General features: G+C 69.8%; 26 protein-coding genes. 12 read left to right on the top strand and 14 right to left on the bottom strand.

Translation table 11 applies throughout. The features are described from left to right. Positions 1-579, top strand: coding sequence for a YdeI family protein (locus tag LVJ59_RS11930; RefSeq protein ID WP_047521070.1), 579 nt, complete (start codon positions 1-3; stop codon positions 577-579). Beyond that, entirely contained in the window at positions 576-743 is a 168-nt protein-coding gene (locus tag LVJ59_RS11925) for a hypothetical protein (RefSeq protein WP_165875499.1), read from the top strand. The genes LVJ59_RS11930 and LVJ59_RS11925 overlap by 4 nt, the downstream gene beginning before the upstream one ends. 160 nt (positions 744-903) lie before the next feature. Here the strand turns inward: LVJ59_RS11925 and LVJ59_RS11920 are convergent, their stop codons facing one another. The 9 genes from LVJ59_RS11920 to LVJ59_RS11880 form a co-directional block, all read right to left on the bottom strand. After that, positions 904-2,532: an ABC transporter ATP-binding protein gene (locus tag LVJ59_RS11920; protein ID WP_134352388.1), complete on the bottom strand. Its 1,629-nt coding sequence runs from the start codon at positions 2,530-2,532 to the stop codon at positions 904-906. Beyond that, on the bottom strand, positions 2,529-3,614 hold the full coding sequence (locus tag LVJ59_RS11915; protein ID WP_232763220.1) for a serine hydrolase: 1,086 nt from the start codon (positions 3,612-3,614) through the stop codon (positions 2,529-2,531). The genes LVJ59_RS11920 and LVJ59_RS11915 overlap by 4 nt, the downstream gene beginning before the upstream one ends. After that, the gene (locus tag LVJ59_RS11910) at positions 3,611-4,786 is read right to left on the bottom strand and encodes an enolase C-terminal domain-like protein (RefSeq protein WP_232763219.1); all 1,176 of its coding nucleotides are present in this window, start codon (positions 4,784-4,786) and stop codon (positions 3,611-3,613) included. Before LVJ59_RS11910 ends, LVJ59_RS11915 begins: the two co-directional genes overlap by 4 nt. Continuing rightward, entirely contained in the window at positions 4,783-5,286 is a 504-nt protein-coding gene (locus LVJ59_RS11905) for a GNAT family N-acetyltransferase (protein WP_232763218.1), read from the bottom strand. Before LVJ59_RS11905 ends, LVJ59_RS11910 begins: the two co-directional genes overlap by 4 nt. After that, positions 5,283-6,473 carry an anhydro-N-acetylmuramic acid kinase gene (locus LVJ59_RS11900; protein WP_232763217.1) on the bottom strand — a complete coding sequence of 397 codons (1,191 nt, stop codon included), beginning with the start codon at positions 6,471-6,473 and terminating at the stop codon, positions 5,283-5,285. The genes LVJ59_RS11905 and LVJ59_RS11900 overlap by 4 nt, the downstream gene beginning before the upstream one ends. Then, positions 6,473-7,378: an N-acetylmuramic acid 6-phosphate etherase gene (murQ, locus tag LVJ59_RS11895; protein WP_232763216.1), complete on the bottom strand. Its 906-nt coding sequence runs from the start codon at positions 7,376-7,378 to the stop codon at positions 6,473-6,475. The genes LVJ59_RS11900 and murQ overlap by 1 nt, the downstream gene beginning before the upstream one ends. Next, on the bottom strand, positions 7,375-8,262 hold the full coding sequence (locus LVJ59_RS11890) for an ABC transporter permease (protein WP_232763215.1): 888 nt from the start codon (positions 8,260-8,262) through the stop codon (positions 7,375-7,377). The genes murQ and LVJ59_RS11890 overlap by 4 nt, the downstream gene beginning before the upstream one ends. Next, on the bottom strand, positions 8,259-9,230 hold the full coding sequence (locus LVJ59_RS11885) for an ABC transporter permease (RefSeq protein ID WP_232763214.1): 972 nt from the start codon (positions 9,228-9,230) through the stop codon (positions 8,259-8,261). The genes LVJ59_RS11890 and LVJ59_RS11885 overlap by 4 nt, the downstream gene beginning before the upstream one ends. Positions 9,231-9,297: 67 nt before the next feature. After that, positions 9,298-10,842: an ABC transporter substrate-binding protein gene (locus tag LVJ59_RS11880; protein WP_047521081.1), complete on the bottom strand. Its 1,545-nt coding sequence runs from the start codon at positions 10,840-10,842 to the stop codon at positions 9,298-9,300. A gap of 164 nt (positions 10,843-11,006) precedes the next feature. Here LVJ59_RS11880 and LVJ59_RS11875 point away from each other — a divergent pair, with 164 nt between their 5' ends. The 3 genes from LVJ59_RS11875 (at position 11,007) to LVJ59_RS11865 (ending at position 13,574) form a co-directional block, all read left to right on the top strand. Then, a complete protein-coding gene (locus LVJ59_RS11875; RefSeq protein WP_232763213.1) occupies positions 11,007-11,909 on the top strand; it encodes a MurR/RpiR family transcriptional regulator in 903 nt (300 codons plus the stop codon). After that, a complete protein-coding gene (locus LVJ59_RS11870; RefSeq protein WP_232763212.1) occupies positions 11,906-13,051 on the top strand; it encodes an MFS transporter in 1,146 nt (381 codons plus the stop codon). The genes LVJ59_RS11875 and LVJ59_RS11870 overlap by 4 nt, the downstream gene beginning before the upstream one ends. Positions 13,052-13,172: 121 nt before the next feature. Next, positions 13,173-13,574 (top strand): apolipoprotein A1/A4/E family protein, encoded by a 402-nt coding sequence (locus tag LVJ59_RS11865; protein ID WP_232763211.1) that lies wholly within the window; start codon positions 13,173-13,175, stop codon positions 13,572-13,574. A 17-nt stretch (positions 13,575-13,591) separates the two neighbouring features. Here the strand turns inward: LVJ59_RS11865 and LVJ59_RS11860 are convergent, their stop codons facing one another. Both LVJ59_RS11860 and pyrE read right to left on the bottom strand, forming a co-directional pair. Further along, complete coding sequence (locus LVJ59_RS11860; RefSeq protein ID WP_232763210.1) at positions 13,592-14,494, bottom strand: ROK family protein; 903 nt, start codon at positions 14,492-14,494, stop codon at positions 13,592-13,594. Continuing rightward, on the bottom strand, positions 14,491-15,051 hold the full coding sequence (pyrE, locus tag LVJ59_RS11855; protein WP_232763209.1) for an orotate phosphoribosyltransferase: 561 nt from the start codon (positions 15,049-15,051) through the stop codon (positions 14,491-14,493). Before pyrE ends, LVJ59_RS11860 begins: the two co-directional genes overlap by 4 nt. Positions 15,052-15,088: 37 nt before the next feature. On the opposite strand from pyrE, the gene LVJ59_RS11850 reads away from it, so the two are divergent. Both LVJ59_RS11850 and LVJ59_RS11845 read left to right on the top strand, forming a co-directional pair. Continuing rightward, positions 15,089-15,949, top strand: a complete 861-nt coding sequence (locus tag LVJ59_RS11850) for an exodeoxyribonuclease III (RefSeq protein ID WP_047521093.1) — start codon at positions 15,089-15,091, stop codon at positions 15,947-15,949. 11 nt (positions 15,950-15,960) lie between these two features. Beyond that, positions 15,961-16,770 (top strand): HAD family hydrolase, encoded by an 810-nt coding sequence (locus LVJ59_RS11845; RefSeq protein WP_232763208.1) that lies wholly within the window; start codon positions 15,961-15,963, stop codon positions 16,768-16,770. 3 nt (positions 16,771-16,773) lie between these two features. Here LVJ59_RS11845 and LVJ59_RS11840 read toward each other — a convergent pair whose 3' ends face one another. Genes LVJ59_RS11840 through LVJ59_RS11830 form a run of 3 tightly spaced genes read right to left on the bottom strand, consistent with a single transcriptional unit; the run spans position 16,774 to position 18,554 of the window. After that, positions 16,774-17,427, bottom strand: a complete 654-nt coding sequence (locus tag LVJ59_RS11840; RefSeq protein ID WP_232763207.1) for a dihydrofolate reductase family protein — start codon at positions 17,425-17,427, stop codon at positions 16,774-16,776. 10 nt (positions 17,428-17,437) lie between these two features. After that, positions 17,438-18,115 (bottom strand): helix-turn-helix domain-containing protein, encoded by a 678-nt coding sequence (locus tag LVJ59_RS11835; protein ID WP_232763206.1) that lies wholly within the window; start codon positions 18,113-18,115, stop codon positions 17,438-17,440. Position 18,116: 1 nt separating this feature from the next. After that, on the bottom strand, positions 18,117-18,554 hold the full coding sequence (locus tag LVJ59_RS11830) for a VOC family protein (protein ID WP_047521098.1): 438 nt from the start codon (positions 18,552-18,554) through the stop codon (positions 18,117-18,119). A 182-nt stretch (positions 18,555-18,736) separates the two neighbouring features. Between LVJ59_RS11830 and LVJ59_RS11825 the strand changes: the two genes are divergently transcribed. The 5 genes from LVJ59_RS11825 to LVJ59_RS11805 all read left to right on the top strand — a co-directional run bounded on the left by LVJ59_RS11825 (position 18,737) and on the right by LVJ59_RS11805 (position 23,961). Beyond that, positions 18,737-20,002: a sensor histidine kinase gene (locus LVJ59_RS11825; RefSeq protein ID WP_232763205.1), complete on the top strand. Its 1,266-nt coding sequence runs from the start codon at positions 18,737-18,739 to the stop codon at positions 20,000-20,002. After that, the gene (locus LVJ59_RS11820; protein WP_232763204.1) at positions 19,999-20,685 is read left to right on the top strand and encodes a response regulator transcription factor; all 687 of its coding nucleotides are present in this window, start codon (positions 19,999-20,001) and stop codon (positions 20,683-20,685) included. Before LVJ59_RS11825 ends, LVJ59_RS11820 begins: the two co-directional genes overlap by 4 nt. A 36-nt stretch (positions 20,686-20,721) precedes the next feature. Next, a complete protein-coding gene (locus LVJ59_RS11815; RefSeq protein WP_232763203.1) occupies positions 20,722-21,894 on the top strand; it encodes a benzoate/H(+) symporter BenE family transporter in 1,173 nt (390 codons plus the stop codon). A 97-nt stretch (positions 21,895-21,991) separates the two neighbouring features. Continuing rightward, complete coding sequence (locus LVJ59_RS11810) at positions 21,992-22,876, top strand: ABC transporter ATP-binding protein (RefSeq protein WP_047521115.1); 885 nt, start codon at positions 21,992-21,994, stop codon at positions 22,874-22,876. After that, positions 22,873-23,961, top strand: coding sequence for an ABC transporter permease (locus LVJ59_RS11805; protein WP_232763202.1), 1,089 nt, complete (start codon positions 22,873-22,875; stop codon positions 23,959-23,961). Before LVJ59_RS11810 ends, LVJ59_RS11805 begins: the two co-directional genes overlap by 4 nt. The last annotated feature ends 30 nt before the right edge of the window (positions 23,962-23,991 follow it).

Genomic DNA, 23,991 nt, shown 5'->3' with positions numbered 1-23,991 from the left:
ATGGGCGCACTGGAAGACGGCGAGCGGATTCGGGCGGCCGATGCGGTCGCCTGGCGCACCTGGCTCCAGGAGAACCACGAGCGGACCACGGGCGTCTGGCTGTTGAGCGTGCGGGGTGCCGCCGACGGCGTCGAGTACGAGGACGCCGTGCGGCATGCGCTCTGCTTCGGATGGATCGACGGCCCGGTGCGCGTGTTCGGCGAGGGAACGGACGAGCGCGCCGTCGGACAGTGGTTCTCGCCTCGCCGTCCCGGCAGCGGATGGGCGGCGACGAACAAGGCTCGGATCGCGGAACTCGAGGCGGAGGGACTGCTTGCCCCGGCCGGGATCCGTGTGCTGGAGACGGCGAAGGCGAATGGCTCCTGGACCGTGCTCGACGGCCCCGAGGCCGGGATCGAGCCGGACGAGTTCGCCGCCGCCCTCGATGCCGTCCCCGCTGCGCGCGAGAACTGGGACGCGTTCCCGAAGTCGGTGAAGAAGTTCGGTCTCACGCACATCGCGATGGCCAAGCGCCCGGAGACCCGGTCGGCCCGCATCGCCAAGATCGTGGCGGATGCCGCGGAGGGGAAGCGACCATGAACCAGAACGACCTGCTGTTCCTCGTGGTCTTCCTGATCCTGCTCAGCTCGCTGACCGTGTTCATCGTGCAGTTCGTGCGCTCCCGCCGTGGTCGCGGCGGCTCGGACGACGGCCGCGCGGGCTGGTGGGAAGGCCCCTGGGACGACGACGACCGCAAGCGCTGAGCCCGCGGTCGTCCCCGCCCATCCCCGCTGCGCGCCCGTCTGCCGTCCGGAGCAGATGTCGGGAGATTTCACGGATGTCGGGCGGATGAAGCGCATTCGCCCCACATCCGCCCATCCTCCCGACATGTGAACCGACGACAGGCGTGACACCTGCTCCCGCTCAGGACGCCAGCGACGCCCCGGGGATCGCGGCGAGCAGTTCCCGCGTGTACGGATGCTGCGGGTCGTCGAAGATGCGCTCCGGCGTGCCGCTCTCCACCACGACACCGCGCTGCATGACGTGCACCTCGTCGGAGATCATCCGCACGACGGCGAGATCGTGGCTGATGAACAGGTAGCTCAGGCCCAGGCGCTTCTGCAGGTCGGCGAGCAGATCGAGGATCTGCGCCTGCACCAGCACGTCGAGCGCCGACACCGCTTCGTCGAGCACCACGAGCTCAGGCTCGAGCGCCAGGGCGCGGGCGATCGCGACGCGCTGACGCTGTCCGCCCGACAGCTCGTGGGGCAGACGCTCGGCCATCGCTGCGGGGAGGGCGACCTGTTCCAGCAGCTCGAGCACCCGTGCCTTGCGGGACGCCGTCGTGCCGATGCGGTGGACACGCAGCGGCTCGGCGATCGACTGCTCGACGGTGTAGCGGGGGTCGAGTGAGGCGTAGGGGTTCTGGAAGACGGGCTGCACCCGGCGGCGCAGGGCGAACAGCTCCTTGCGACGGAGAGTGGTCAGGTCGAGCCCGTCGAACAGGATCGATCCCGACGTGGCGTCTTCGAGCCCGAGCACCATGTTCGCGGTGGTCGACTTGCCGGACCCCGACTCCCCCACGATCGACACCGTGGTGCCCCGCCGGATCTCGAAGCTCACCCCGTCGACCGCGGTGAACGTCTGCGGTTCCCCCGCTTTGGGGGCGCGGAGCGCGAACTCCTTGCGGAGGCCACGGATCTCCACGAACGGAGTGCCCGTGGCGGCCTCGCGCTGCGGCAGGGCATCCCGGCGGGACGCGAGGCTGGGTGCCGCGGCGAGCAGCTGCTTGGTGTACTCGTGCTGCGGGGCGCCGAGAACCTGGGCGGACGTCCCCTCCTCCACCACCCGGCCACGGAACATGACGACGATGCGGTCGGCGCGCTCGGCGGCGAGGGCCAGGTCGTGGGTGATCAGGAAGACCGCGGTGCCGAGCTCATCCGTGAGCGTGTCGAGCTGGTCGAGGATGCGTCGCTGGACCGTCACGTCGAGAGCGGAGGTGGGCTCGTCGGCGATGAGCAGGCGCGGCTTGCAGGCGAGGCCCATCGCGATCAGCACGCGCTGCCGCATACCCCCGGAGAACTCGTGCGGGTACTGGTGAGCGCGCTGCGCGGCGTCCGCGATCCCCACCATCTCCAGAAGCTCGACGACCCGAGCCTTCGTGGCGTCTCCGTGCGTGTGACCGTGCACCTCGAGGGCCTCGCCGATCTGCTCGCCCACGCGCATGAGCGGGTTGAGGTTCGACATCGGATCCTGCGGCACGAGACCGATCCCCGCGCCGCGCAGCGAGATCATCGCGTTCTCGGGCAGATCGGTCAGCTCGCGCCCGTCGAAGCGGATGCTCCCGGCTGTGATCGCGCCGTTCTCCGGCAGCAGGCGGTTGACCGCCGCGGCGGTGGTCGACTTGCCCGATCCCGACTCCCCGACGACCGCGACGGTCTCACCGGCGGCGATGTCGATGTTGACGTCGCTGATCGCGGTGACCAGCTCGGAACCGGTCCGGAAGGCGACGGCGAGACCGCTGATGCTCAGCACGGGCTCGGTGATGCTCATGATGTTCTCGTTCCTTCGTTATCGTCCAGGAGGGCGGGGAGCACCGTGCGCCAGAGCGCCTCGGTCGGTGCGGGTTCGGGGGCGAAGAGGCGGGTGCTCAGCAGCACCGCGGCGGTGCCGGTGTTCGGGACGATCCCGAGGGCACAGCCCGTGAAGCCGGGGTGCCAGAGCACGCGGGTCGGCCGGCCGGCGACGGCGACCGTGTCGCTGCGCCACCCCAGCGCCTGTCCGGCGTCCGGTCCGTCGCGGAAGAGCTCGGCGACGTCGTCCGGGCCCCACAGCGCGGGATGGCGCTCGGGTGCGGCGAGCGCCGCCCCCAAGGTCAGCAGGTCGGTCGCGGTGCTGAACAGCCCCGCGTGGCCGGAGACGCCACCGAGAGCATGGAAGCAGTTGCCGTCGTTCACGACGCCGGTGATCTCCTCCTCGCGCCAGGTGAAGTCCCGCGCCGCCGTGAGGATCGGGTAGGGCTCCCCCGTGGCGACCATGCGGCGTTCGGCGACGTCACCGATCGCGGACGAGGCGACGGGCTGGCCGACGGGTCCGTATGCCGTGCGATCCAGGCCGAGGGGCGCGGTGACGAGCTCGCGGACGGCGGCGTCCAGAGGCAACCCGGTGACCGCCGCGACGATGCGGCCCAGGAGCATGAAGCCGAGGTCGGAGTAGTGGCGGGCGTCGTCGAGGGCGTATCGCAGCGGGATCGCATCTGCCGCGGCGGCGGGGTCGCCGGCGTGCGCTCGGTCGAGGTAGAGAGGCTGCCACTCCCACAGGCCCGTACGGTGCTGCAGGAGGTGGCGCACGGTCGTTCCCGGAGCGCACGCGGTCCCGGAGACGAAGCGGTCGACCGGATCATCGAAGCGCAGGTCGCCCCGGCTGACCAGTCTGAGGATCGCTGTCGTCGTCGCCGCGACCTTCGAGACCGAGGCGATATCGAACGCGGTCTCGGTGGTCATCGGGGTTCCGGCGAGGTCGGCCAGGCCGCCGGCCGTGACATCACGTCCCGCATCGGTCACGACGCCCGCGACGACTCCGCGCGGGGCGGCCTCCATCCCGAGGACGGTGGCGACGGCTGCGGCGGCGGTCATACGCGCACCTCCGTACCGCGGCCGAGGTCGCGATCGAGGTCGAGGTCGCGGTCGAGGAGGATGTTGGTCTGCGCGTCGGATGCGAGCCCGAGGATGCCCAGTCCCGTGCCCGCCCCGAGCGTCAGCACCTCACCGGACGGGGCGACCCCGCCCACCACGGGCGAGCGACGCAGCCAGGACGCCGCGTCCAGGTCGTGCACGACATCGGGGGCGACGGCCGCTGCGAGGTGGGCTGCGGCACTCACTCCGACGTGGGACTCCATCATGCAGCCGATCACGACCCCCAGACCCGCCTCTCGTGCGGCCTCCGCGGCAGCGAGCGCCTCGGCCGGACCGCCCGTCTTGGCGAGCTTGATGTTCACGAGGGCGGCGGCTCCCCGATCGGCGATCACGCGCACGTCCTCGGCCGTCCGTACCGACTCGTCGGCCATGATCGGGGTGTCGACGGCCGCCGTCACCGCGGCGAGCGCGACGAGATCATGGGCGGCGACCGGCTGCTCGACGAGTTCGAGCCCGAGATCCGCGTCCTCGGCGGTACGGATCACGCGGATCGCGGTCTCGGCGTCCCAGGCCTGGTTCGCGTCGATGCGCAGGGTGATGTCGGGCCCGACAGCCGCGCGGACGGCCCGCAGTGCGGCCACGATGTCGTGCGCGGCCGAGGCCTTGAGCTTGAGGCAGCCGAAGCCTGCGGTGACGTACTCCTCAGAAAGCGTCGCCACCGCCTCCGGCTCTCCCACGGACAGGGTCATGTCGGTGCGGACGTGCGACGTTCTTGAGGAGTTGTGCACCGCGTGCGCGCGAGACAGCTCGGCCACGAGCGAGACCTTCCGCTGCTGGGCGGCGAGATCGGCGACCGCGCACTCGACAGCGCTGCGGGCGGCCGCATTGCCCCAGATCGACCGCGCGATGTCCCCCGGGAGCCCGGCGTCGCCGGCATCGCGACCGAGCACGGCGTCGGCGAGCGGACCTGCGACCGCGGCGGCGACGCTCTGCGGACTCTCCCCCGTGACGCGCCAGCTCGTGGCGGCTTCCCCGTATCCTCGGCGCCCCTCCGCATCGGTCGCCTCGACCAGCACGACGTCGAGACGGTCCGTCTGCCGCACGGCGGTGATGAAGGGGCGCACCAGCGGTGACGACACCCGGAGCACGCGCAGACGCACCACGGCGCTCATGTCCACTCCTTGCGCATGCGCTGCTCGGGCTCGCCGAACTCCGGCTGCGTGCGGGTGGCCCCATCCGGATGCCAGCCCTTCGCCTCGTAGAAACCGATCGACGGCGCATTCGCTGCGAACACCCACAGTGTCGCGGCTTCGGCCCCGGCCTCCCGCAGCTCTGCCGTCGCCCGGGTCAGCAACGCTCCACCGATGCCGCCGCCGTGGGCACGGGGCGACACGTACAGGGAGTGCACGGCCCCGTCGATCCGCCCGTCGGTGTTCGACGTCGCCGCGTACCGGGTGATCCCGACGATCCCGCCGTCCCGCTCGGCCACGAGCACGATGCCCACCGGGTCGGAGAGCACCCGCCGCCACAGCGTCTCCGCGCGCGCGTCGGTCATGGCGTCGATCGCCGCATCGGGGAGGACGCCGCGGTAGCTCTCCCGCCAGCAGGCGAGGAACACCTCGAGCACCCCGGACAGGTCGTCCGGGGTGGCGGGGCGCACCTGGAGGGTCACGATGTCGCGGCCTCCGTGAGCACGAGGGAGTCGATGGCGGCGACGGGTTCCGGCATCTGCAGCGGACCGTCGCCCGGGGTGATCGTGCCCAGGATGCGCGGCTCGCGAGCACCGGTGCCGCCCGGGACGATCGCGGGGACGCCGTGCATCGTGGACCAGCCGATCAGGGCGAGGAGGAGCGCCTCCTTGCTGTCGGCCGCAGCCCCCAGCTCGTCGGCCAGCACGACCTCGGTCGCGGGCAGGGCGGCGCGCAGTCCGTCGAGGATCAGCGGATTGCGGCAGCCGCCGCCCGACACGGCGAGGAACCCGATGCCCGCGGCCTCCACGTCGCGTGCGACCGTGCGGACGGTGAGTTCGGTCAGTGTCCGCACGACATCCGCCACCGCGATCTCGCGCCCCTGCGCGGCGAGGTGCTCGTGCACGTAGCCGAGGTGGAAGTGCTCCTTGCCTGTGCTCTTGGGCGGGGTGAGCGCGTAGTAGGGGTCTTCGAGCAGAGCGGCCAGCAGCGTCTCGTCGACCTGTCCGGTGCGGGCGATCGCGGCGTCGTCGTCGTAGCCGAGCGGGTTGAGGTCGTGCTCCACGATGACCGCGTCGACGAGTGCGTTCGCGGGGCCGATGTCGTAGGCGACCAGGCCGTCCTGCCGCACCACCGTCATGTTCGAGATGCCGCCCAGGTTCAGGGCGGCGGACACCCCGGCGCGTGAGCGCAGCAGCAGCTCATCGAGGAACGACACCAGCGGCGCACCGTGGCCACCGACCGTGATGTCGCGGATGCGGATGTCGGAGACCACGGGGGCACCCACCTTCTCCGCGATCCAGGCGGGCTGCCCGATCTGCAGGGTGCCCCGCGCGTGCGCGCCGTCGACCCAGTGGTACACGGTCTGTCCGTGCGAGCAGACCGCGTCGATGCCGCCCACTTCTGCGGCGATGTCGGCCGCGACGTCGGCGAACGCCTGACCGATGAGCGTGTCGAGCTCCGCGACCTCGGCGAGCGTCGTCTGCGCCGGTGGCAGCGCCGCGATCAGCCGTGACCGCAGTTCGGGGGCGTAAGGCACACTGGTCGCCGCGAGCACCGTGCCGCGCAGGTCTACGCCGTGCGCGGTGAAACCGCCACTGGTCGTGAAGTCGACGACGGCGGCATCGATCCCGTCGTGCGAGGTGCCGGAGATCAGTCCGAGGACGCGCATCAGTTCTCCTCCAGTGCGGTGCGCAGCCGGCCGTCGGCGGCATGCAGTCGTGCGGTCGCCGCCGCGAGATCCTCCCCGCGGCGGATCATGATCGACGCGAGCTTCACGTCGTAGGCGGCCGATTCCAGAGCGGCCAGCGCCGCGTCCCGGTCGACCGCCGCGATGGTCTGCACCATCCGGATGGCCCGCTCACGCAGCTTGTGATTGGTGGCCTTCACATCCACCATCAGGTTGCCGTACGCCTTGCCGTTTCGCACCATCGAGATGGTCGAGAACATGTTGAGCACGAGCTTCTGGGCCGTGCCCGACTTGAGCCGGGTCGAACCGGAGAGCACCTCGGGGCCGACCTCGACCTCGATCCCGTGCTCCGCCGTGGCACTGAGCGCGGTGCCGACGTTGCACGAGAGACCGATGCTGAGCGCTCCGAGCTCGCGCGCACGGCGGACGGCCGCGATCACATAGGGCGTGCGTCCGCTGGAGGCGATGCCGATCACGGTGTCGAGCGGACCGATGCCGGCCGCGTCGATCGCTGCAGCGCCCGCGTCCGCGTCATCCTCCGCACCCTCGACGGGGTTCACGATAGCGCCGGGGCCCCCGGCCATGATCGCGAAGACGAGCTCCGGCGCAGTGCTGAACGTGGGCGGGCACTCCGAGGCGTCGAGCACACCGATGCGTCCGGGGGTTCCCGCGCCGACGTAGACCAGGCGGCCACCCTGCGCCATGCGAGCGGCCGTCTCCTCGATGGCGGGCACGATCTGCGGCAGGGCGCGCTGCACTGCGGCGGGCACTGTGGCGTCCGCCTCGTTCATGGTCTGCGCGAGTTCCGCCACGCTCATCAGGTCGAGTTCCGCATAGCGCGGATCGCTGGCTTCCGTGGCCAGTCCGCCGAGATCCTCCCGGGTCATCGCTTTCCTCTGTTCCGGGGGTCGAGACTGTCGCGCAGCCCGTCACCGAGCAGGTTCAGGCCGACGACGAGGAGCACCACGATCACACCGGGCGCGATCATCGTCCACGGCGCGATCGCCACGAGCGTGCGCGCCTCGAAGATCATCGAGCCGAGCGAGGGTGCCGGCGGCGGTGTGCCGAGACCGAGGAAGCTCAGCGAGGCCTCGGTGAGCACGGCCCACGACAGGGAGAGCGTGACCTGCACGATGATGATCGACGTGATGTTCGGCAGCACGTGCCGGAACATGGTCGCCATGCGACTCTGACCCGTGCTCTTGGCAGCCTTGACGTACTCGACCTCGCGCAGCGACAGCACGGGCCCTCGGGTGACGCGGATGAAGATCGGCACGTACACGATCGCGATGGCCACGGCGATGGTGAACCAGTTGCGGTCGAACACCGACGCGAGCGACAGGGCCAGCAGCAGCGGCGGGAACGCGAACAGCACGTTGGTCACCGCCGTGATCGCGCCGTCGGAGATGCCGCGGTAGAAGCCGGCGATGAGTCCGCACACGGTTCCGACGACGGTGGCGAAGGCCACCGCGACCACCGAGATCAGCGCCGAGTTGGCGACACCGGCGGCCACGCGGGAGAATACGTCGCGACCGAACTGATCGGTGCCGAACCAGTGCACGGCGGACGGCGGCTGCAGGCGGGACGGCGGATCCTGCGCGAGCGGGTCGAACGGCAGCAGCCCGAACGCCGAGACGAGGCTCAGCACCGCGAGCAGGACGACGATGATGAGGCCCGTGAGTCCACTGCGACTGCGCAGCAGGAGACGCACGCGCTCCATGCTGCGCCCGCCGCCGGGGGCGAGGGTCGGAGTCTGAGAGATGTCGGTCATGCGGCACGCACCCGAGGATCGATGACCCGGTAGAGCAGGTCGGTGAGCAGGTTGACGATGACGAAGGCGAGCGCGATCACGAGGACGGTGCTCTGCACGAGTGCGTATTCCTTCTGCTGGATGCCGAGGAGCACCTGTCGCCCGATGCCGGGGAGCGAGAAGATCTGCTCCACCACCACGGCGCCGCCGAGGAGGTAGCCGAACTGCAGGCCGGTCATCGTGACGATGGGAACCAGGGCGTTGCCGAGCACGTGATGCACCTGCAGCCGCCGCGGCGGGACGCCCTTCGCCCTGGCCGTGCGGATGAAGTCGTTGGCGCGGATCTCGAGCACCGCGGTGCGGGTCGTGCGCATGATCGGCGCGGCGATGCCGAAGCCGAGCACGATCGAGGGCAGCAGCATCTGCTGGAGGTTCAGCAGCGGGTCCTCGAACAGCGTGGCGTAGGCCTGACCGTTCGGGTTGAAGCCGAACGAGGAGGCGAGGATCGCCAGGAGCGCCGTCCCGAGCAGGAACGCGGGGATCGAGAGACCGGCGAGGCCGACGACCTGTCCGACGCCGTCGCGGAACGAGTCGGGCTTCGAGGCGGAGAGCATTCCGAGGGGGATGCCGATGGCCAGGGCGATCACGATCGAGAAGATCGCGAGCTCGAAGGTGACGGGAAGAGCGGCGGCGGTGAGATCGAGGACGCTGGTCTGTGCTCGAGAGGAGAAGCCGAGGTTGCCGGTGAAGATGTTGCCCAGCCAGGAGAAGAACTGCACGAAGAGCGGCTGGTCGAGGCCGTAGTAGGCCTCGAGGGCTGCGCGTTGCGACGGCGTGAGGGCGGCCGCCTCCGTGCCGAGGCCCGAGCTGATCTGATCGCCGGGGATGGCCCGCAGCATCAGGAAGACGAAGATGGCGACGCCGAGGAGCGTGCCGAGTGCGGCGACGATGCGTCGCAGCACGCTGTTGCGGAGGAGCTGTCTGAACATGCGCGTGTGGGGGTGCCTGTCGTCGGGGAGGGAGGGGGCGCGGGGTGGCCGCGCCCCCTCCGATCCGCTACTTGATGGAGGTGGTCCGCAGGTACTGCAGCGAGCCGTTCGCCATCGGGACGAAGCCGTCGACGGTCGCGGAGGTCGCGGTGTAGGTGTAGCTCGTGAACAGCCAGATCCACGCGGCGTTGTCCTCGAGGTTCTCGGAGACCTGCGCGTAGATGTCCTTGCGCTTCTCCGGGTCGGCCGTCTGGCGACCCTCGGCGAAGAGCGCGTCGAGCTCGGGCGAGGAGTATCCGGCGACCTTGTTCAGGTTTCCGGTGCTGGTGAAGTAGCGGCCGTACATGCCGTCGGGGTCGGGACGACCGCCGTTGAGGGCGACGGCGGCGTCGAAGTCGGCCGCGATCCAGCGGTCGACGAACGCGCCGGACTCGAGCACCTCGAGGTCGAGCGTGATGTTCGCGTCGGCCAGCTGCGCCTTGAGGTTCTGGGCCTCGTTCACCGACGTCGCGTACTCACCCTGGGAGACGATCGTCTTGATGGTGACGCCGTCCTCCTTGCCCGCCTTCTTCAGGTACTCGGCGGCCTTGTCGAGATCGCGCTCGGGGCACGGACGCGCCTCCGGGTCGGACTTGTACGCGGGAGAGGTGATGGGACCGGTGACTTCGCCCTCGCCGAGAGCTGCCGTGTCGAGCACCTCCTGGCGGTCGATCGCGCACTGCATCGCGAGTCGCACGTTGACGTCGGTCAGGTCACCGCGCGTGGCGTTCAGCTGCAGCGCGTGGTAGCTCAGCTGCGGGGTCGTGGCGACCTCGACGTTCGCGCCCTCGGCGGTCTGCGCGACCAGCGGGTCGTCGAAGACGGCCAGCTGCACGTTGCCGGACTGCATCGCCGACACGATCGATGACTCGTCGGGGATCACCCGGAACTCGACCGTGTCGAGCAGCGCCGCGTCGCCCCAGTAGTCCTCGTTCTTCGCCAGCGTGATCGACTGGCTCGCCTTGCGGTCGTCGAGGATGAAGGGACCGGTGCCGTTGGGCGTGGTGTTCAGCCCCTCTTCGGTGTCGTCCGAGGAGAGCATCGCCATGTTGATCACGGCGAGGTTCGCGGGAAGCGCGGCGTCGGGAGCGCTCAGGGTGAGGGTGACGGTGTTCTCGTCGGTGGCCTCCACCGCGGTGACGGAGGCGAGAGAGCTCGCTGCGACGGCCGCCGTCTCCTCGGCGGCGATGGCGTCGAGCGAGTACTTCACGTCTTCGGATCCGAAGGTGCTGCCGTCCGCGTAGGTGACGCCCTCGCGCAGGTGGAAGGTCACGGTGAGACCGTCTTCCGAGACGTCCCACGACTCGGCGAGGCCGGGGACCACGTTGAGGTCCTCATCGAACTCGGTCAGCGTGCCGTACAGGTTCTGCAGGACGTTGACGGCCTGGAACTGCGTCGCCTTCCAGGGGAAGAGCGTGTCGGGATCGCTCGTGACGCCGATGACGAGGTCGCCGCCGGCCTCACCCGTCGACGGAGTGTCGGACGCGGGTGCGGAACAACCGGTGATCACGAGCGCCAAAGCGACACCCGTGGCTGTGAGAGCGCCGAATGACGCCCGCCGTGCTGTGCTCATTGCTGATTCCTCCTGGCTGGGACGCGTCGCCGTGGCGTCGGGTCAGGCTCTGTTGCCTGCCGCCCGCGAACATCGTCGGTCTGGGTTGGTACTAAAAGTACACGACAGACACTACTGATGTAACAGAAGTTCCTCTACTGTTATGAACAGCGATCGGAGACCCTATGCCCCACGAAGCCGCCCGCGACGATGCCGGCGCACACCCCGTGCTCGTCCGCATGCGTGCGATCCGTCCCGAGCTGCGTCCGAGCGAGCAGCGCATCGCCGACCTCTTCCTCTCCGATCCGGCGGGGACCGCCGGACTCTCCATCGCCGAACTCGCCCAGCGCTGCGACACCTCGACCACCTCGGTGGTGAGGTTCTGCAAGCGCCTCGGCTACGAGCACGTGCGCGAGCTGCGCAACCACGTGCTGCGCGACGTCGAACGCGAGACGTTCGACACGGCCGCGCTCCCTGCCGTCTCCGGCGACATCGACCGCAACGACACGCTGTCCGACATCGTCGCGAAGGTGTCGCTGGCCGAGACCCTCTCGCTCGCGGACACCGCCAAGGTGCTCGACACGGAGTCACTGCGCGCTTCCGTCGACGCCATCACGTCCTCGACCAGGGTCGACATCTTCGGTGTGGGTGCGAGCTCCATCGTCGGACTCGACCTGCAACGCAAGCTCACCCGGATCGGGCGCACGGCACTGGACTGGTCGGACCCGCATGCTGCCTGGACCTCGGCGGCGACGCTCGGCCCCGGCAACGTCGCGATCGCGGTGTCGCACACCGGCACCACGACCGACACGATCGAGTTCCTGCTGCTCGCCCGCCAGACCGGGGCGACGACGATCGCGATCACGAACCATGCCGGCGCTCCACTGGCCGACCAGGCGGACATCGTACTGACGACCGCCGCGCGCGAGACCGGCTTCCGGTCGGGTGCCCTCGGCAGCCGGATCGCCCAGCTGATGGTGGTCGACTGCATCTTCATCGGCGTCGCACAGTCGAACTACGACCGCTCGATGGAGGCTCTGCGCGACACCTTCGCCGCCGTCCACCGCGTGCGGAAGACGGGGGCGTGACCGCCCGCACGCGGCGAGCGCGAGCGGGGCTGTTCACCGCCTTCGCGGGCCTCGGGGTCACGGCCGCCTTCGTCCCCGCGGTCCTGCCCTCCACCGAACGCGCGATGGCGACCGACCTCAGCGCCGCGGTCCCCGCTCTCTTCGGCGGGCTCTTGATCGGAGTCTTGACCTCGGGCCCGCTCTTGGTGCGCCGTCCACCGCGCACCACGCTGATGCTCGGCAGTGCACTCCAAGCCGTGGCGATCATCGCCGCATCCGTGGCAGACGCCCCCGCCGTGTTCATCGCCGCGGCCGCCGTCGCCGGATTCGGGTTCGGTCTGGTGGAGGCCTCGGGATCCGTGGCGGCGAAGTCCGCGGCCGCCGGCAGCGCGACGGGGCTGCTCAGTGCTCTGCTCGGCACGGTCGCGGTGTGCGCCGCGGTCACGCCCCTGCTCGTCGCCGTGGGGTCCGGGATGCGTCCGCTGCTCGGCATCCTGGCGATCGTGCCGCTCCTGGCTCTGGCGATGCTCGCGGGACCGGCGGCCCCGACCTCCCCCGCCGAGACTCCCGCGCATCGGGACGTTCGCGGGCTTCTCACGCTCCTGCCCTTCGCCGTCGCACTCCCCCTGTACGTCGGCGTCGAGACCGTGCTCTCCGGGTGGTCGGCGGTGATCCCGGAGCGGATCCTCGCGGTCGATCCGGGCCTCGCCGCGCTGGGGACCTCGGCGTTCTGGACGCTCATGGCCGTCGGGCGGTTCAGCGCAGCGGGACTGCGCCGCCTCTTCATCTCACCGATCGTGATCCTCGTGTCCGCGACGGGTGCCGCGGCGGTCCTGATGGCGACCGCGGGGATACTGGTGGAGTCCGCGCCGGGAGTGGCGCTCGGTGCGCTGGCCGCCGTGGTCGTCCTTCTCGCACCCAGCTACGGCCTCATCCTGGGACTCGCCCTCGATCATCTCGATCCCGCGCGCAGCGCTGCGGTGACCGGCGCGCTCGTCGCCTGCGGGGCCGTCGGGGGGACGTTCGTGCCGACGGTGATCCTCCTGATCGGACGGGATCCGGCATCGAGTACGACGTTCCTCGTGTCCGCCGGGCTGTGCGCGCTCATCCCGGTGCTGATGCTGGTCGCCGCACGTTCCCCTCGTCGGGCTTCCGTACGCTGACACCTCCTGCACACCCGCCGATATCGTCGATCCCTTCACGGATGCCGGAATACCGGAGCACCCACCCGCGAGTCCGGCGTAACGTCGACGACACACCCATCCGCAGCGAGGAGAGCACGCGTTGTCCACCGAGGTCCTGGCGATCATCATCAGCGCGATCGGCGTCGTGCTGACGATCACCGCGAGCCTCTTCGCTGCTGGCGCCTGGATGGTCCGCCGCATCGATGACCGCATCGATGCCGTCGACGAGAAACTCAGCACCCGCATCGACGCCGTCGACGAGAAGCTCAGCACCCGTATCGATGCCGTCGACGAAAAGCTCAGCACCCGCATCGACGCCGTCTCCGAAACTCTGACCGCCCGCATCGACGCCGTCTCCGGAACTCTGACCGATCGCATCGATGCCGTGTCCGGAACTCTGACCGCCCGGATCGATGCGGTCGCGGCCGATGTCACCGACCTGAAAGTCGCCGTCGCCCGGCTCGAAGGACCACCCCGACACCTGCTCACTGCGCGCCGGTGAGCCGGGCGTGCGGGGGCCTACCGGAGCACGAGAGCAGCGGCGCCGATGAGCGGCCCTTCGTCGCCGAGCCCCGAGCGCACGACGCGGGTACGGCGCGAGTACTCGTGGGCCGCGCTCGCGGTGAGTGCCTGCTGCACGAGGTCGATGTAGTCCGCCGACACGCGCGAGAATCCGCCGCCGATGGCGACCACGTCGAGGTCGACGAGGGTCGCGGCATCCGCCAGCGCCTCCCCCACTTCGCGGGCCGAACGCTCGATCGCCGCCCGCGCGAGGGGATCGCCGGCCGCCGCGTCCCGCGCGAGGTCTTCGCCGGTGGCGCCGGTCCACCCCTGTTCCTGGGCCCACGCTGCGCTCGCGGGACCCGAGGCGATCTCCTCGAGCGTCAGGCCGCCTTCACGACGCACCTGACCGAGGTGACCAGCATTGCCGGTGGCTCCGGGAATGTAGGCGCCGTTCGCGACGAAGCCGCCGCCGACACCGGTCGAGACCACGATCGACAGCGAGGCGCCGGCGCCCTGCGTGGCGCCGAGCCACGATTCCGCGAGCGCGAGGGCACCGCCGTCGTGGCCGAGCACGGTGCGCACGTCGCCCCCGAGGACGGTGGACGCCGCGGCGCGGACCGCCTCTTCCAGGACGAAGCCGCGCGCGAGCGGCATGTTCACCGGCATGATCGCGCCGAGGGAGCGGTCGACGGGACCGGCACTGCCGATACCCGCACCGACGAGCTCCGCGTCGGCCGGAAGCGCAGCGAGCGCGTGCTCGACGATCGCGACGACGGCCGCGTCCAGAGACTCGAACGTGGCGTCCCGACCGGTCGGCTGGCGACTGCGACTCCCGGGGAGCAGCCGGCCGTCCTCCGCGACGAGTGCGGCCTCCATCTTCGTGCCGCCCACATCGACGGCGAGCGCGTAGCGCGTCACTGGGGGTCGAGCCCGAGGTCGTCGAGGTCGAAGGCCGCGCGCCATTCCAGACCCTCGGCTTCGATCGCGGACTGTGCGCCGGTCTTCCGGTCGACGATCACGGCGACCGCGACGATCTCGGCGCCTTCTTTGCGCAGGGCCTCGACGGCCTTGAGCGCGGACTGGCCCGTGGTCGAGGTGTCTTCGAGCACCACGACGCGCTTGCCCTTGACGTCTGCGCCCTCGATCTGACGACCGCGACCGTGGTCCTTGGGCTCCTTGCGCACGACGAAGGCGTCGAGCGGGGTGTCGGTGGCGACCGACGCGTGCAGCACCGCGTTCGCGATGGGGTCGGCGCCGAGTGTCAGCCCACCGACCGCCACGACGTCGAGGTCGCCGATCAGGTCGAGCATGATGCGGCCGATCGCGGGAGCGGCACGGTGGTCCAGGGTGAGCTTGCGCATGTCGACGTAGTACGTCGCCTGCTTGCCGCTGGAGAGGGTGAAGTCGCCGTGGAACACCGCCTCATCTTTGATGAGGTCGAGGAGTGTCTGGCGGTCTGCGTCGAGTGCGGTCACGGCATCCAGTGTAGGAGGCACACCCTAGGCTTGAGGCATGCGCTTGGCCACCTGGAACGTCAACTCCATCCGCACCCGCGTCACCCGCACCGTCGAATTCGCCGTCCGCGAAGACATCGACGTGCTGGCGATGCAGGAGATCAAGTGCAAGCCGGAGCAGTTTCCCTACGCGCCGTTCGAGGAGGCCGGGTACCACGTCGAGGTGCACGGGCTGAACCAGTGGAACGGGGTCGCGATCGCGAGCCGCCTGCCGATCACCGATGTGCGCACTGCCTTCGACGGAATGCCGGGCTTCGCCAAGGGCCATGAGGGTCCGGATGCTCCTCTCGAGGCGCGCGCGCTCGGCGTCATGGTCGACGGAGTCAGGGTGTGGAGCCTCTACGTACCCAACGGCCGCTCCCTGGAAGACCCCCATTACCTGTACAAGCTGCACTGGCTGGAGCAGCTCAAGAAGTCGACGGCGGCCGAGCTCTCGGCGAACCCCGACCTCCCGCTCGCCCTGGTCGGCGACTTCAACATCATCCCGTTCGATCACGACAACGGCGACCCCGACATCGTGATCGGCCGCTCCACCCACGTCTCCCCGCAGGAGCGCGACGCGTTCTTCGCGTTCCAGGATGCCGGGGTCACCGATGTGGTGCGCCCGCTGATCCCCGAGGGCTTCACCTACTGGGACTACCAGCGGCTGAAGTTCCCCCGCAACGAGGGCGTCCGCATCGACTTCGTCCTTGGCTCGCGCACGCTGGCCGAAGCGGTCACCGGAGCCTCCATCCACCGTGACGAGCGCAAGGGCGAACAGCCCAGCGACCACGTACCGGTGGTGGTCGACCTCGATGGGCGCCGGTTGGGCACCGGTGGCGCTGAGGACGACGACGACCTGCCGATGATCTTCTCCTGAATGCCGATCCGATGAGCGTGCGGCTGATCGCCACCGACCTCGACGGCACCCTCCTGGACTCGACGTCGTCGGTCAGCACGCGCACCCGCGCGGCGCTCGACGCGGCACGGGAGCGCGGCATCCACGTGGTCCCCGTGACGGCCCGCCAGCCGATCGGGCTGCGAGCCATCGCCGCGGATGCGGGTTTCGACGGATGGGCCCTGTGCAGCAACGGCGCCTACGCCGTGCGCCTCGACGACGGACGGATGCTTTTCGCGGAAGAGCTTCCGCCCGAGACGATCCGTGCCCTCGCCGAGGCCCTGCGCGCGAGCATCCCTGGCCTGTTGTTCGCGAGCGTGCGCGAGGCCGGCGAGACGTTCGTGGCCGAAGACGGTTACGCCGCGATCGCTGCACTCACCGACCACAAGCGCGACCCCGCCACGATGGGCGGTGTGCCGTTGGAGCAGGTGCTCGCCGCCCCCAGCCTGAAGTTCGTGATCCGCCACCCCGAGCTCGCGCCCGACGCGCTGTTCGACACGGTACGTTCCCTCGGGCTGACCGGCTTCGAGGCGACGCTCTCGGGCGCTCCGTTCGTGGAGGTCATGGCCGAGGGCGTCACCAAGGCCACCGGCTTGGCCCGACTCTGCGAGCACCTCGGTATCGACCGCACCCATGTGGTGGCCTTCGGCGACGCGCTCAACGACGTCGAGATGCTCCGCTGGGCAGGGCGCGGCGTCGCGATGGCCGACGCCGAAACCCTCGTGCAGGATGCGGCCGACGAAACGACCTCCTCCAACGATCAGGACGGTGTGGCGCGTGTGATCGAGCGGCTTCTCGGCTGAGACTCACTCGAACGTCCCGACCTGCGGCACCCGATCGGTCCGCGCGTAGCGGAGCAGCATCACTCCGGCCTCGTCGGCGATCGGCGGCTCCGACAACCGCAGCACCGAGGGAAGCGCATCGTCGTCGAACACCTTCTTGCCCGCGCCGAGCAGCAGCGGATACACCCAGAGGTTCAGCTCGTCGAAGAGCCCCTGGGTGAGCAGCGTGTGGACGAAGTCGATGCTGCCGATCACGTGCACTTCGCGGTGGGCCGCCCTCATCGCGGCGACCTCCGCGGCGAGGTCGGCGCCGACGCGCGTGCTGCCCTCCCAGTCGAGCGTGAGATTCGCATCCCGGGTCGCGACGTACTTGGGCACGCGGTTGAAGAGCCTGCCGATGTCGCCCGACTCGCCCGAGGTGTGATGCGGCCAGTATGCGGCGAAGATGTCGTACGTGCGCCGGCCGAGCAGCAGCGCGTCGAGCCCGCGAATTCCCTTCTCGATCTCGGGCCCGACACCGGACGAGGGGTATCCGGCCTGCCAGCCGCTGAACCGAAAACCGCCGGAGGTGTCCTCATCGGTGCCGCCCGGCCCCTGAGCGACGCCGTCGAGGGAGGTGAAGAGATCGATCAGGATGCGGCCGGATGCCTGTTGTTCATCGGGATACGGGCTGTTCATGTCGTGCTCCCTAGGTCAGTCGTGCGATGCGGAAGGTGTCGGCGAACGAGTCCAGCAGCGATTCGTCGCCCCGGACGACCGCGACGATGTCCTGCGCGAGGGCCTCTGCCGGAGTGACATCGCCGCCGATGAGGCGACGGATGCCGGGTCCGGCGACGATCACCGCGTCCGGCGCACCGTCGGGAAGACGTCCGCCGACCGGCGGCGCCGGAGGTGCGATCTGCGCGACCCGGAGCTCGCCGTCGTGCACGGACGCGCGGAGGGCGACGTCGCCGACATGCAGCTCGTACTCGGCATCCACGGCGGATTCCGCCTGGAACGCCGTGCGCAGGGCCATCGTGAGCGAGTCGGGCGTGACGACCTCACCCTCTGCGGGATCCCCCATCGCCTGGAACCCCCATCGTCCGAGGGCGAGCATGATCGGCTCGAACGAGCGCCCGTACGGGGTGAGTTCGTACACCAGCCCGCAGTTGAGCAGCGGCACCCGCCGTACGACCCCGCCCTCCTGGAGGTCCTTCAGCCGGGTGGACAGGATGTTGGTCGGAATGCGCGGCAGGCCCTGCTTGAGGTCGGTGTAGCGACGGGGTCCGACGAGCAGATCACGGACGATGAGCAATGCCCACCGCTCCCCGATCAGCTCGACCGCCGTCGTCACACCGCAGTATTGGCCGTAGCTGCGCGCCGCCATGTCAGGCCGACGCGGCGGTATCGGCCACGTGGTCCGGCCCGTTCTCGACGGCTTCGGGGGTCATGTAGAGGAAGCCGAGGGAGTTGCCGTCCGGGTCATCGAGGTCGCGCGAATACATGAAGCCGTAGTCCTGCGCGGGCTTCGGCTCGGATCCACCGGCGGCCAAGCCCTTGGCGAGGATCGCGTCGACCTCCTCGCGCGAATCCTGGCTGAACGCGACCGACACCTGCAGAACGTCGTTCGGGTCGGCGATGGGCTTGTCGGTGAACGTCTCGAAGTACTCACGCCGGAGGATCATGAAATAGATGTCCTCGCTCCACACGACGCACGCGGCGTTCTCGTCGGTGAACGGAGGGCTGATCTCACAGCCCAGCGCCACATAGAAGGCCTTGGCGCGTTCGAGGTCACGGGTGGGCAGATTCACGAAGACCTTGGTCATGTCGACTCCCTTGTCGGTGTGGATATCGGTGTTGACCCATCGATCGTGAGCCCCTGTCGACAAGCTTGTAAAAAACAACTGTGCTTGTCAATAGCAAGTGATCGTTAGCAAGCAATCGTTCCTACCCACCGATCCGCCCTGCGGGGGATGCCGCGGCGGACGCCCCGCCCTACGGTGGAGGGATGGCCGCCGAACCGTTCACCCGCACGCCGACCGAACGCGAACGGCGCAACGACCTCTTCCTGGCGCTCGCACTCTTCGTCGGCGCGATCCTCAGCGCAGCCCTGTCGTCGATCGCGCAGGTGTACGGCGACGAGCAGGCCGACCTGTGGACCGCGCTCGTGTACGCGGTCGTCGTCGCCATTCCTCTCGCGTTTCGTCGTCGTTGGCCCGGCACCGTCGCGGTGGTCGTCTCCGTCGCCTACTTCGCCGCCGTCACCGTGCGGGTTCCCGAGATCTATGTCGGGAACATGGCGATGTTCATCGCCCTGTACACGGTCGGCGCCTGGATGAACGACCGCCGGCGTGCACTCATCGTGCGGGTGGCGATCATCGTCGGCATGTTCGTGTGGCTGTTGATCACGATGTACCGCGATGCGATCACGGAGGCGGACGACGCCGATGTCATCGCCGGGGCCATGTCACCCTACGTCGCGTTCATGCTCATCCAGCTCCTGCTGAACGTGCTCTACTTCGGCGGTGCGTACTACTTCGGCGAGCGCTCGTGGGCGGCCGCGGAGCAGCGGTCGGTGCTCGAAGATCGCACGGTCGAGCTGGAACGCGAGCGCGAGGTCACGGCGGCACAGGCCGTCGCCCTCGACCGGGTGCGGATCGCCCGCGAGCTGCACGACGTCGTCGCCCACCACGTCTCGGTGATGGGCGTGCAGGCGGGGGCGGCGCGTCTGGTGCTCGATCGCGACACCACCGAGGCCGCACGCATCCTCTCCGGCATCGAGGGGTCGGCGCGCGACGCGATCCACGAGCTGCGCCAACTACTGGAGACTCTGCGTACGCCCGGCGGCGAGGCCACCGACACCGCCTCCACGCTCACCCTCGACGACATCGCCGAGCTCGCCGAAGCATCGACCGAGGCGGGGCTGCCGACCGACTATGCCGTGATCGGCGACCCCGTCCCGGTTCCCTCCCTCGTTGCCGTGAACCTGTACCGGATCGCACAGGAGTCGCTGACGAACGCCCGTCGCCATGCGGGCTCCGGTGCCACCGCCGATGTCCGTGTGCGCTACGACGACGACGGCGTCGAGGTCGAGATCGTGAACACGGGGCGCGCGGTCACCCACGTGCGTCCGGGGCTCGGTCAGCTGGGAATGCGAGAACGCGCCGCGGCGTCCGGCGGTACTCTCGAGGTGACCTCCCGGCCGCTCGGCGGGGTGCGCGTGCGGGCCCGCGTGCCGCTTCCGACCCCGGAGAGGGCGGGAGCGCGCCGATGAACGGCCCGATCCGTGTGCTGCTGGTCGATGACCATGCGCTGCTGCGCGCAGGCTTCCGCACCATCCTCGACACCCAGCCCGACATCACCGTGGTGGGCGAAGCATCGTCGGGCGCGGAGGCCGTCGCTCAGGCATCCGCGCTGCACCCCGACGTCATCACGATGGACGTGCAGATGCCCGACATGGACGGTATCGAGGCGACCCGACGAATCGTCGCCGACCCGGAGATCACCGCGGCCATCGCGATCGTCACCACGTTCGATCGCGACGACTACCTGTACCAGGCACTGGATGCGGGAGCCAGTGGCTTCCTGCTCAAGAACGCCGGTGCCGAAGACCTGATCGCCGCCGTCCGCGCGCTCGCCGCCGGCGACGGGATGCTCGCCCCCGAGGTCACACGCCGCGTCCTGGCACGGTTCGCCGCCGCCCCCGCACAGCCGATCGCGGCCCCCTCGATCGAGAGCGCCGCGATCCCGAAGCTCACCCTCGCCGAGCCCCTCACCGAGCGCGAGGCCGAAGTGCTGACGCTGCTCGCCGACGCCCGCAGCAACTCCGAGATCGCCAGGGCGCTGTTCATCGGTGAAGCCACGGTGAAGACGCATGTCTCCCGCATCCTGCAGAAGCTCGGCGCGCGCGACCGGGTGCAGGCGGTGGTCCTCGCGCATCGCATGGGTCTGGCGTGAGCACCGCGGCCCACCGCGCGCGCTAGCCTCGGAGCCATGCCCGAAGCCGCACCCCTGTCCCGTCCGATCCTGGCGGGGGTCGTGACGGCACTCGTCGGATTCACCAGCTCCTTCGCCGTCGTGCTGACCGGGCTCGACGCCGTGGGAGCGGACGCGGCGCAGGCGGCGAGCGGACTCCTCGCGGTCAGCCTCACGATGGGACTCGCGTGTGTGGTGCTCGCGTGGCGGTATCGGATGCCGATCACGGTCGCGTGGTCCACACCGGGTGCGGCACTCCTCGTCGCGACCGGCACCGTCGAGGGCGGCTGGTCGGCGGCGGTCGGCGCGTTCCTGGTCACCGCCGCCCTGATCCTGCTCACGGCTCTCTGGCCCGCGCTCGGCGCCCTGATCGCGCGCATCCCTCCATCGATCGCGCAGGCCATGCTCGCCGGTGTCCTGCTGCCGCTGTGCCTGGCGCCGATCACGGGCATCGTCGCGAACCCCTGGGGCGTGGTGCCGGTCGTGCTCACCTGGCTGGTGTTCGCCCGCCTCGCGCCGCGCTGGGCGGTACCGCTCGCCTTCGTGGCGGCGACCGTGGTGGTCGCGGTGTCACTGATCGGCGCGGGCAGCACGTTCGACGCCGCGCTGCTCCTGCCGCGCCTCGAGTTCACCGCCCCGACGTTCACGGTCGGCGCGCTGGTCGGTCTCGCCCTCCCCCTGTTCATCGTGACGATGGCCTCGCAGAACGTCCCGGGGATCGCGATCATGCGCAGCTTCGGATACGAAGTGCCGTGGCGTCCGGCGATGCTCGTGACGGGTGTCGGCACCGCGCTCGGCGCCACCGCCGGTGGGCACGCGATCAACCTCGCCGCGATCAGCGCCGCCCTCGCCGCCTCACCGGATGCCGATCCCGACCCGAAACGTCGCTGGGTCGCCGGCCTCTCGACCGGGGCGTCGTACCTCGTGCTGGCGGTGTTCTCCGCCGCGTTCGCCGCGCTCGTGGTGCTCGCGCCCACGGCGGTGATCCCCGCGGTGGCCGGTCTGGCGCTCTTCGCCGCTTTCGGATCGTCGGTGCAGCAGGCCATCGACGATCCCGGAGAGCGCATCCCCGCCGTGGTGACCTTCCTGGTGGCCGCCTCCGGGATCGCGGTGCTCGGCGTCAGCGCCGCGTTCTGGGCGCTCATCGCCGGGCTCCTGGTGCGCACGGTGCTGCACGCAGGGCGCTCCTGATCCCCTCCTCCCCCGGACGGGTGATCCCACGGACTCCGCCGCAGGGGGGATGCCCTGGAATGCCCACGGTCCGTAGCGTGAAGACATGACCACAGGAATGCTCGAACTCTCCGGCATCACCAAGAGCTACGGCTCTCGGCGCGTGCTCGATGACGTGTCCTTCACGGTCGCCCCCGGGCGACTGACGGGCTTCGTCGGCGGCAACGGCGCCGGCAAGACCACCACCATGCGCATCGTCCTCGGCCTGCTCTCTTCGGACGGTGGCGACGTCACCCTGGACGGGGCGCCGGTCACCGCGGAGGATCGCCGGCGCTTCGGCTACATGCCCGAGGAACGCGGTCTCTACCCCAAGATGAAGGTGCTCGAGCAGATCGTGTACCTCGCGCGGCTGCACGGCTTCGGCAAGCAGGATGCCACCGAGCGAGCGACGACTCTGCTCACCGAGCTGGGCCTCGGCGAACGGCTGAACGACACGATCGAGTCCCTGTCGCTGGGCAACCAGCAGCGTGCGCAGATCGCCGCCTCCCTCGTGCATGACCCCGAGGTGCTGATCCTCGACGAGCCGTTCTCCGGCCTCGACCCCCTCGCGGTCGACGTGGTCGCGGGCGTCCTGCAATCCAGCGCGGCGAAGGGTGCGTCCATCCTCTTCTCGTCCCACCAGCTCGACGTGGTCGAACGCCTGTGCGACGACCTCGTCATCCTCGCCGGTGGCACGATCCGTGCGGCCGGTTCCCGCGACGCACTTCGCGCCGAGCACGCCCGTGACCGCTATGAGTTGGTCTCGGCAGGTGACGCCGGCTGGTTGCGCACCGAACCCGGCGTGACGGTCGTCGACTTCGAGGGCGGGTACGCGCTGTTCGACGCGGACGGTCCCGAGACCGCTCAGCGTGTGCTCCAGTCCGCGGTGCAGCGCGGTGACGTCGCGAGCTTCGCCCCCAAGCATCCGTCCCTCGCCCAGATCTTCAAGGAGGTCATCCGATGAGCGCTCCGACCCCCGTCCGCAGCCCCAACGGCATCTGGCTCGTCGCCGAACGCGAGATCGGATCGAAGCTTCGCAGCAAGGCCTTCCTGATCTCCACCGGCATCCTGCTGGTGCTCGCCCTCGCCGGCATCATCCTCGGTGGCTTCGCGAGCAAGAACACCGACGCGATGCCGGTCGCCGCGACCGCCGAGACCGCGGCCGCCGTGTCCGCCCTCCCGAACGTCGAAGTCACCGAGGTGTCCGACCAGGCCGCCGCCGAGAAGCTCGTCCGCGATGACGAGGTCGATGCCGCGGTGCTCCCGGGCGACGGCCCCTCCGGCTACACGATCATCGCGCTGCAGGACGCCCCGGGCTCGCTCGTCTCGGCGCTGTCGATCTCACCCGAGGTCGTCATCCTGGAGCCGGCGACGACCAACCCTCTCCTGCGCTACTTCATCGCGATCGCCTTCGGACTCGTGTTCATGATGGCCGCGGCGACGTTCGGCGGCACGATCGCACAGAGCGTCGTGGAGGAGAAGCAGACGCGCGTGGTCGAGGTGCTGCTCTCCGCGATCCCGGCGCGGACGCTGCTCGCCGGGAAGGTGATCGGCAACACGGTGCTGGCGATGGGGCAGATCCTCGCCCTGGCGGCGGTGGCGACGATCGGTCTGATCGTCACGGGTCAGCGCGAGGTGCTCACCACGCTCGGGTCGCCGATCATCTGGTTCGCGGTCTTCTTCCTGTTCGGGTTCATCCTGCTGGCGGCGATGTTCGCGGCTGCAGCGTCGATGGTCTCGCGACAGGAGGACATCGGCTCCACGACCACACCGATCACGATGCTGATCATGGCCCCGTACATCCTGGTCATCGTCTTCAACGACAACCCGCTGGTGCTGACGATCATGTCGTACGTGCCGTTCTCCGCTCCGGTCGGTATGCCGGTGCGCCTGTTCGTCGGTGAGGCGCAGTGGTGGGAGCCGCTGCTGAGCCTGGTGATCCTGCTCGCCAGCTGTGTGGCGGCGATCGTCATCGGCGCGAAGATCTACGAGAACTCGCTCCTGCGCATGGGCTCACGGGTCAAGCTCTCGGAGGCCCTGCGCGGCTGACGCGCACCCACCGCCGACACCCCGTCTGAG

The sequence above is a fragment of the Microbacterium sp. KKR3/1 genome (assembly GCF_021272365.1).
Classification (GTDB): Bacteria; Actinomycetota; Actinomycetes; order Actinomycetales; family Microbacteriaceae; genus Microbacterium; species Microbacterium aurugineum.
Note: the sequence above shows the minus strand (reverse complement) of the source record. Positions and strands in the feature narration are given on the sequence as shown.

What these genes read in the sequence shown, in the direction of transcription:
- LVJ59_RS11885 (WP_232763214.1), bottom strand. Translation starts at nt 9,230, where the DNA reads ATGTTCAGACAGCTCCTCCGCAACAGCGTGCTGCGACGCATCGTCGCC.
- LVJ59_RS11835 (WP_232763206.1), bottom strand. Translation starts at nt 18,115, where the DNA reads ATGGCGGCGCGCAGCTACGGCCAATACTGCGGTGTGACGACGGCGGTC.
- LVJ59_RS11815 (WP_232763203.1), top strand. Translation starts at nt 20,722, where the DNA reads ATGCCCGAAGCCGCACCCCTGTCCCGTCCGATCCTGGCGGGGGTCGTG.
- LVJ59_RS11805 (WP_232763202.1), top strand. Translation starts at nt 22,873, where the DNA reads ATGAGCGCTCCGACCCCCGTCCGCAGCCCCAACGGCATCTGGCTCGTC.
- LVJ59_RS11880 (WP_047521081.1), bottom strand. Translation starts at nt 10,842, where the DNA reads ATGAGCACAGCACGGCGGGCGTCATTCGGCGCTCTCACAGCCACGGGT.
- LVJ59_RS11830 (WP_047521098.1), bottom strand. Translation starts at nt 18,554, where the DNA reads ATGACCAAGGTCTTCGTGAATCTGCCCACCCGTGACCTCGAACGCGCC.
- LVJ59_RS11840 (WP_232763207.1), bottom strand. Translation starts at nt 17,427, where the DNA reads ATGAACAGCCCGTATCCCGATGAACAACAGGCATCCGGCCGCATCCTG.
- LVJ59_RS11850 (WP_047521093.1), top strand. Translation starts at nt 15,089, where the DNA reads ATGCGCTTGGCCACCTGGAACGTCAACTCCATCCGCACCCGCGTCACC.
- LVJ59_RS11825 (WP_232763205.1), top strand. Translation starts at nt 18,737, where the DNA reads ATGGCCGCCGAACCGTTCACCCGCACGCCGACCGAACGCGAACGGCGC.
- LVJ59_RS11915 (WP_232763220.1), bottom strand. Translation starts at nt 3,614, where the DNA reads ATGACCGCCGCCGCAGCCGTCGCCACCGTCCTCGGGATGGAGGCCGCC.
- LVJ59_RS11820 (WP_232763204.1), top strand. Translation starts at nt 19,999, where the DNA reads ATGAACGGCCCGATCCGTGTGCTGCTGGTCGATGACCATGCGCTGCTG.
- LVJ59_RS11930 (WP_047521070.1), top strand. Translation starts at nt 1, where the DNA reads ATGGGCGCACTGGAAGACGGCGAGCGGATTCGGGCGGCCGATGCGGTC.
- LVJ59_RS11845 (WP_232763208.1), top strand. Translation starts at nt 15,961, where the DNA reads ATGAGCGTGCGGCTGATCGCCACCGACCTCGACGGCACCCTCCTGGAC.
- LVJ59_RS11810 (WP_047521115.1), top strand. Translation starts at nt 21,992, where the DNA reads ATGCTCGAACTCTCCGGCATCACCAAGAGCTACGGCTCTCGGCGCGTG.
- LVJ59_RS11920 (WP_134352388.1), bottom strand. Translation starts at nt 2,532, where the DNA reads ATGAGCATCACCGAGCCCGTGCTGAGCATCAGCGGTCTCGCCGTCGCC.
- LVJ59_RS11890 (WP_232763215.1), bottom strand. Translation starts at nt 8,262, where the DNA reads ATGACCGACATCTCTCAGACTCCGACCCTCGCCCCCGGCGGCGGGCGC.
- LVJ59_RS11900 (WP_232763217.1), bottom strand. Translation starts at nt 6,473, where the DNA reads ATGCGCGTCCTCGGACTGATCTCCGGCACCTCGCACGACGGGATCGAT.
- LVJ59_RS11910 (WP_232763219.1), bottom strand. Translation starts at nt 4,786, where the DNA reads ATGAGCGCCGTGGTGCGTCTGCGCGTGCTCCGGGTGTCGTCACCGCTG.
- LVJ59_RS11875 (WP_232763213.1), top strand. Translation starts at nt 11,007, where the DNA reads ATGCCCCACGAAGCCGCCCGCGACGATGCCGGCGCACACCCCGTGCTC.
- murQ (WP_232763216.1), bottom strand. Translation starts at nt 7,378, where the DNA reads ATGACCCGGGAGGATCTCGGCGGACTGGCCACGGAAGCCAGCGATCCG.
- LVJ59_RS11925 (WP_165875499.1), top strand. Translation starts at nt 576, where the DNA reads ATGAACCAGAACGACCTGCTGTTCCTCGTGGTCTTCCTGATCCTGCTC.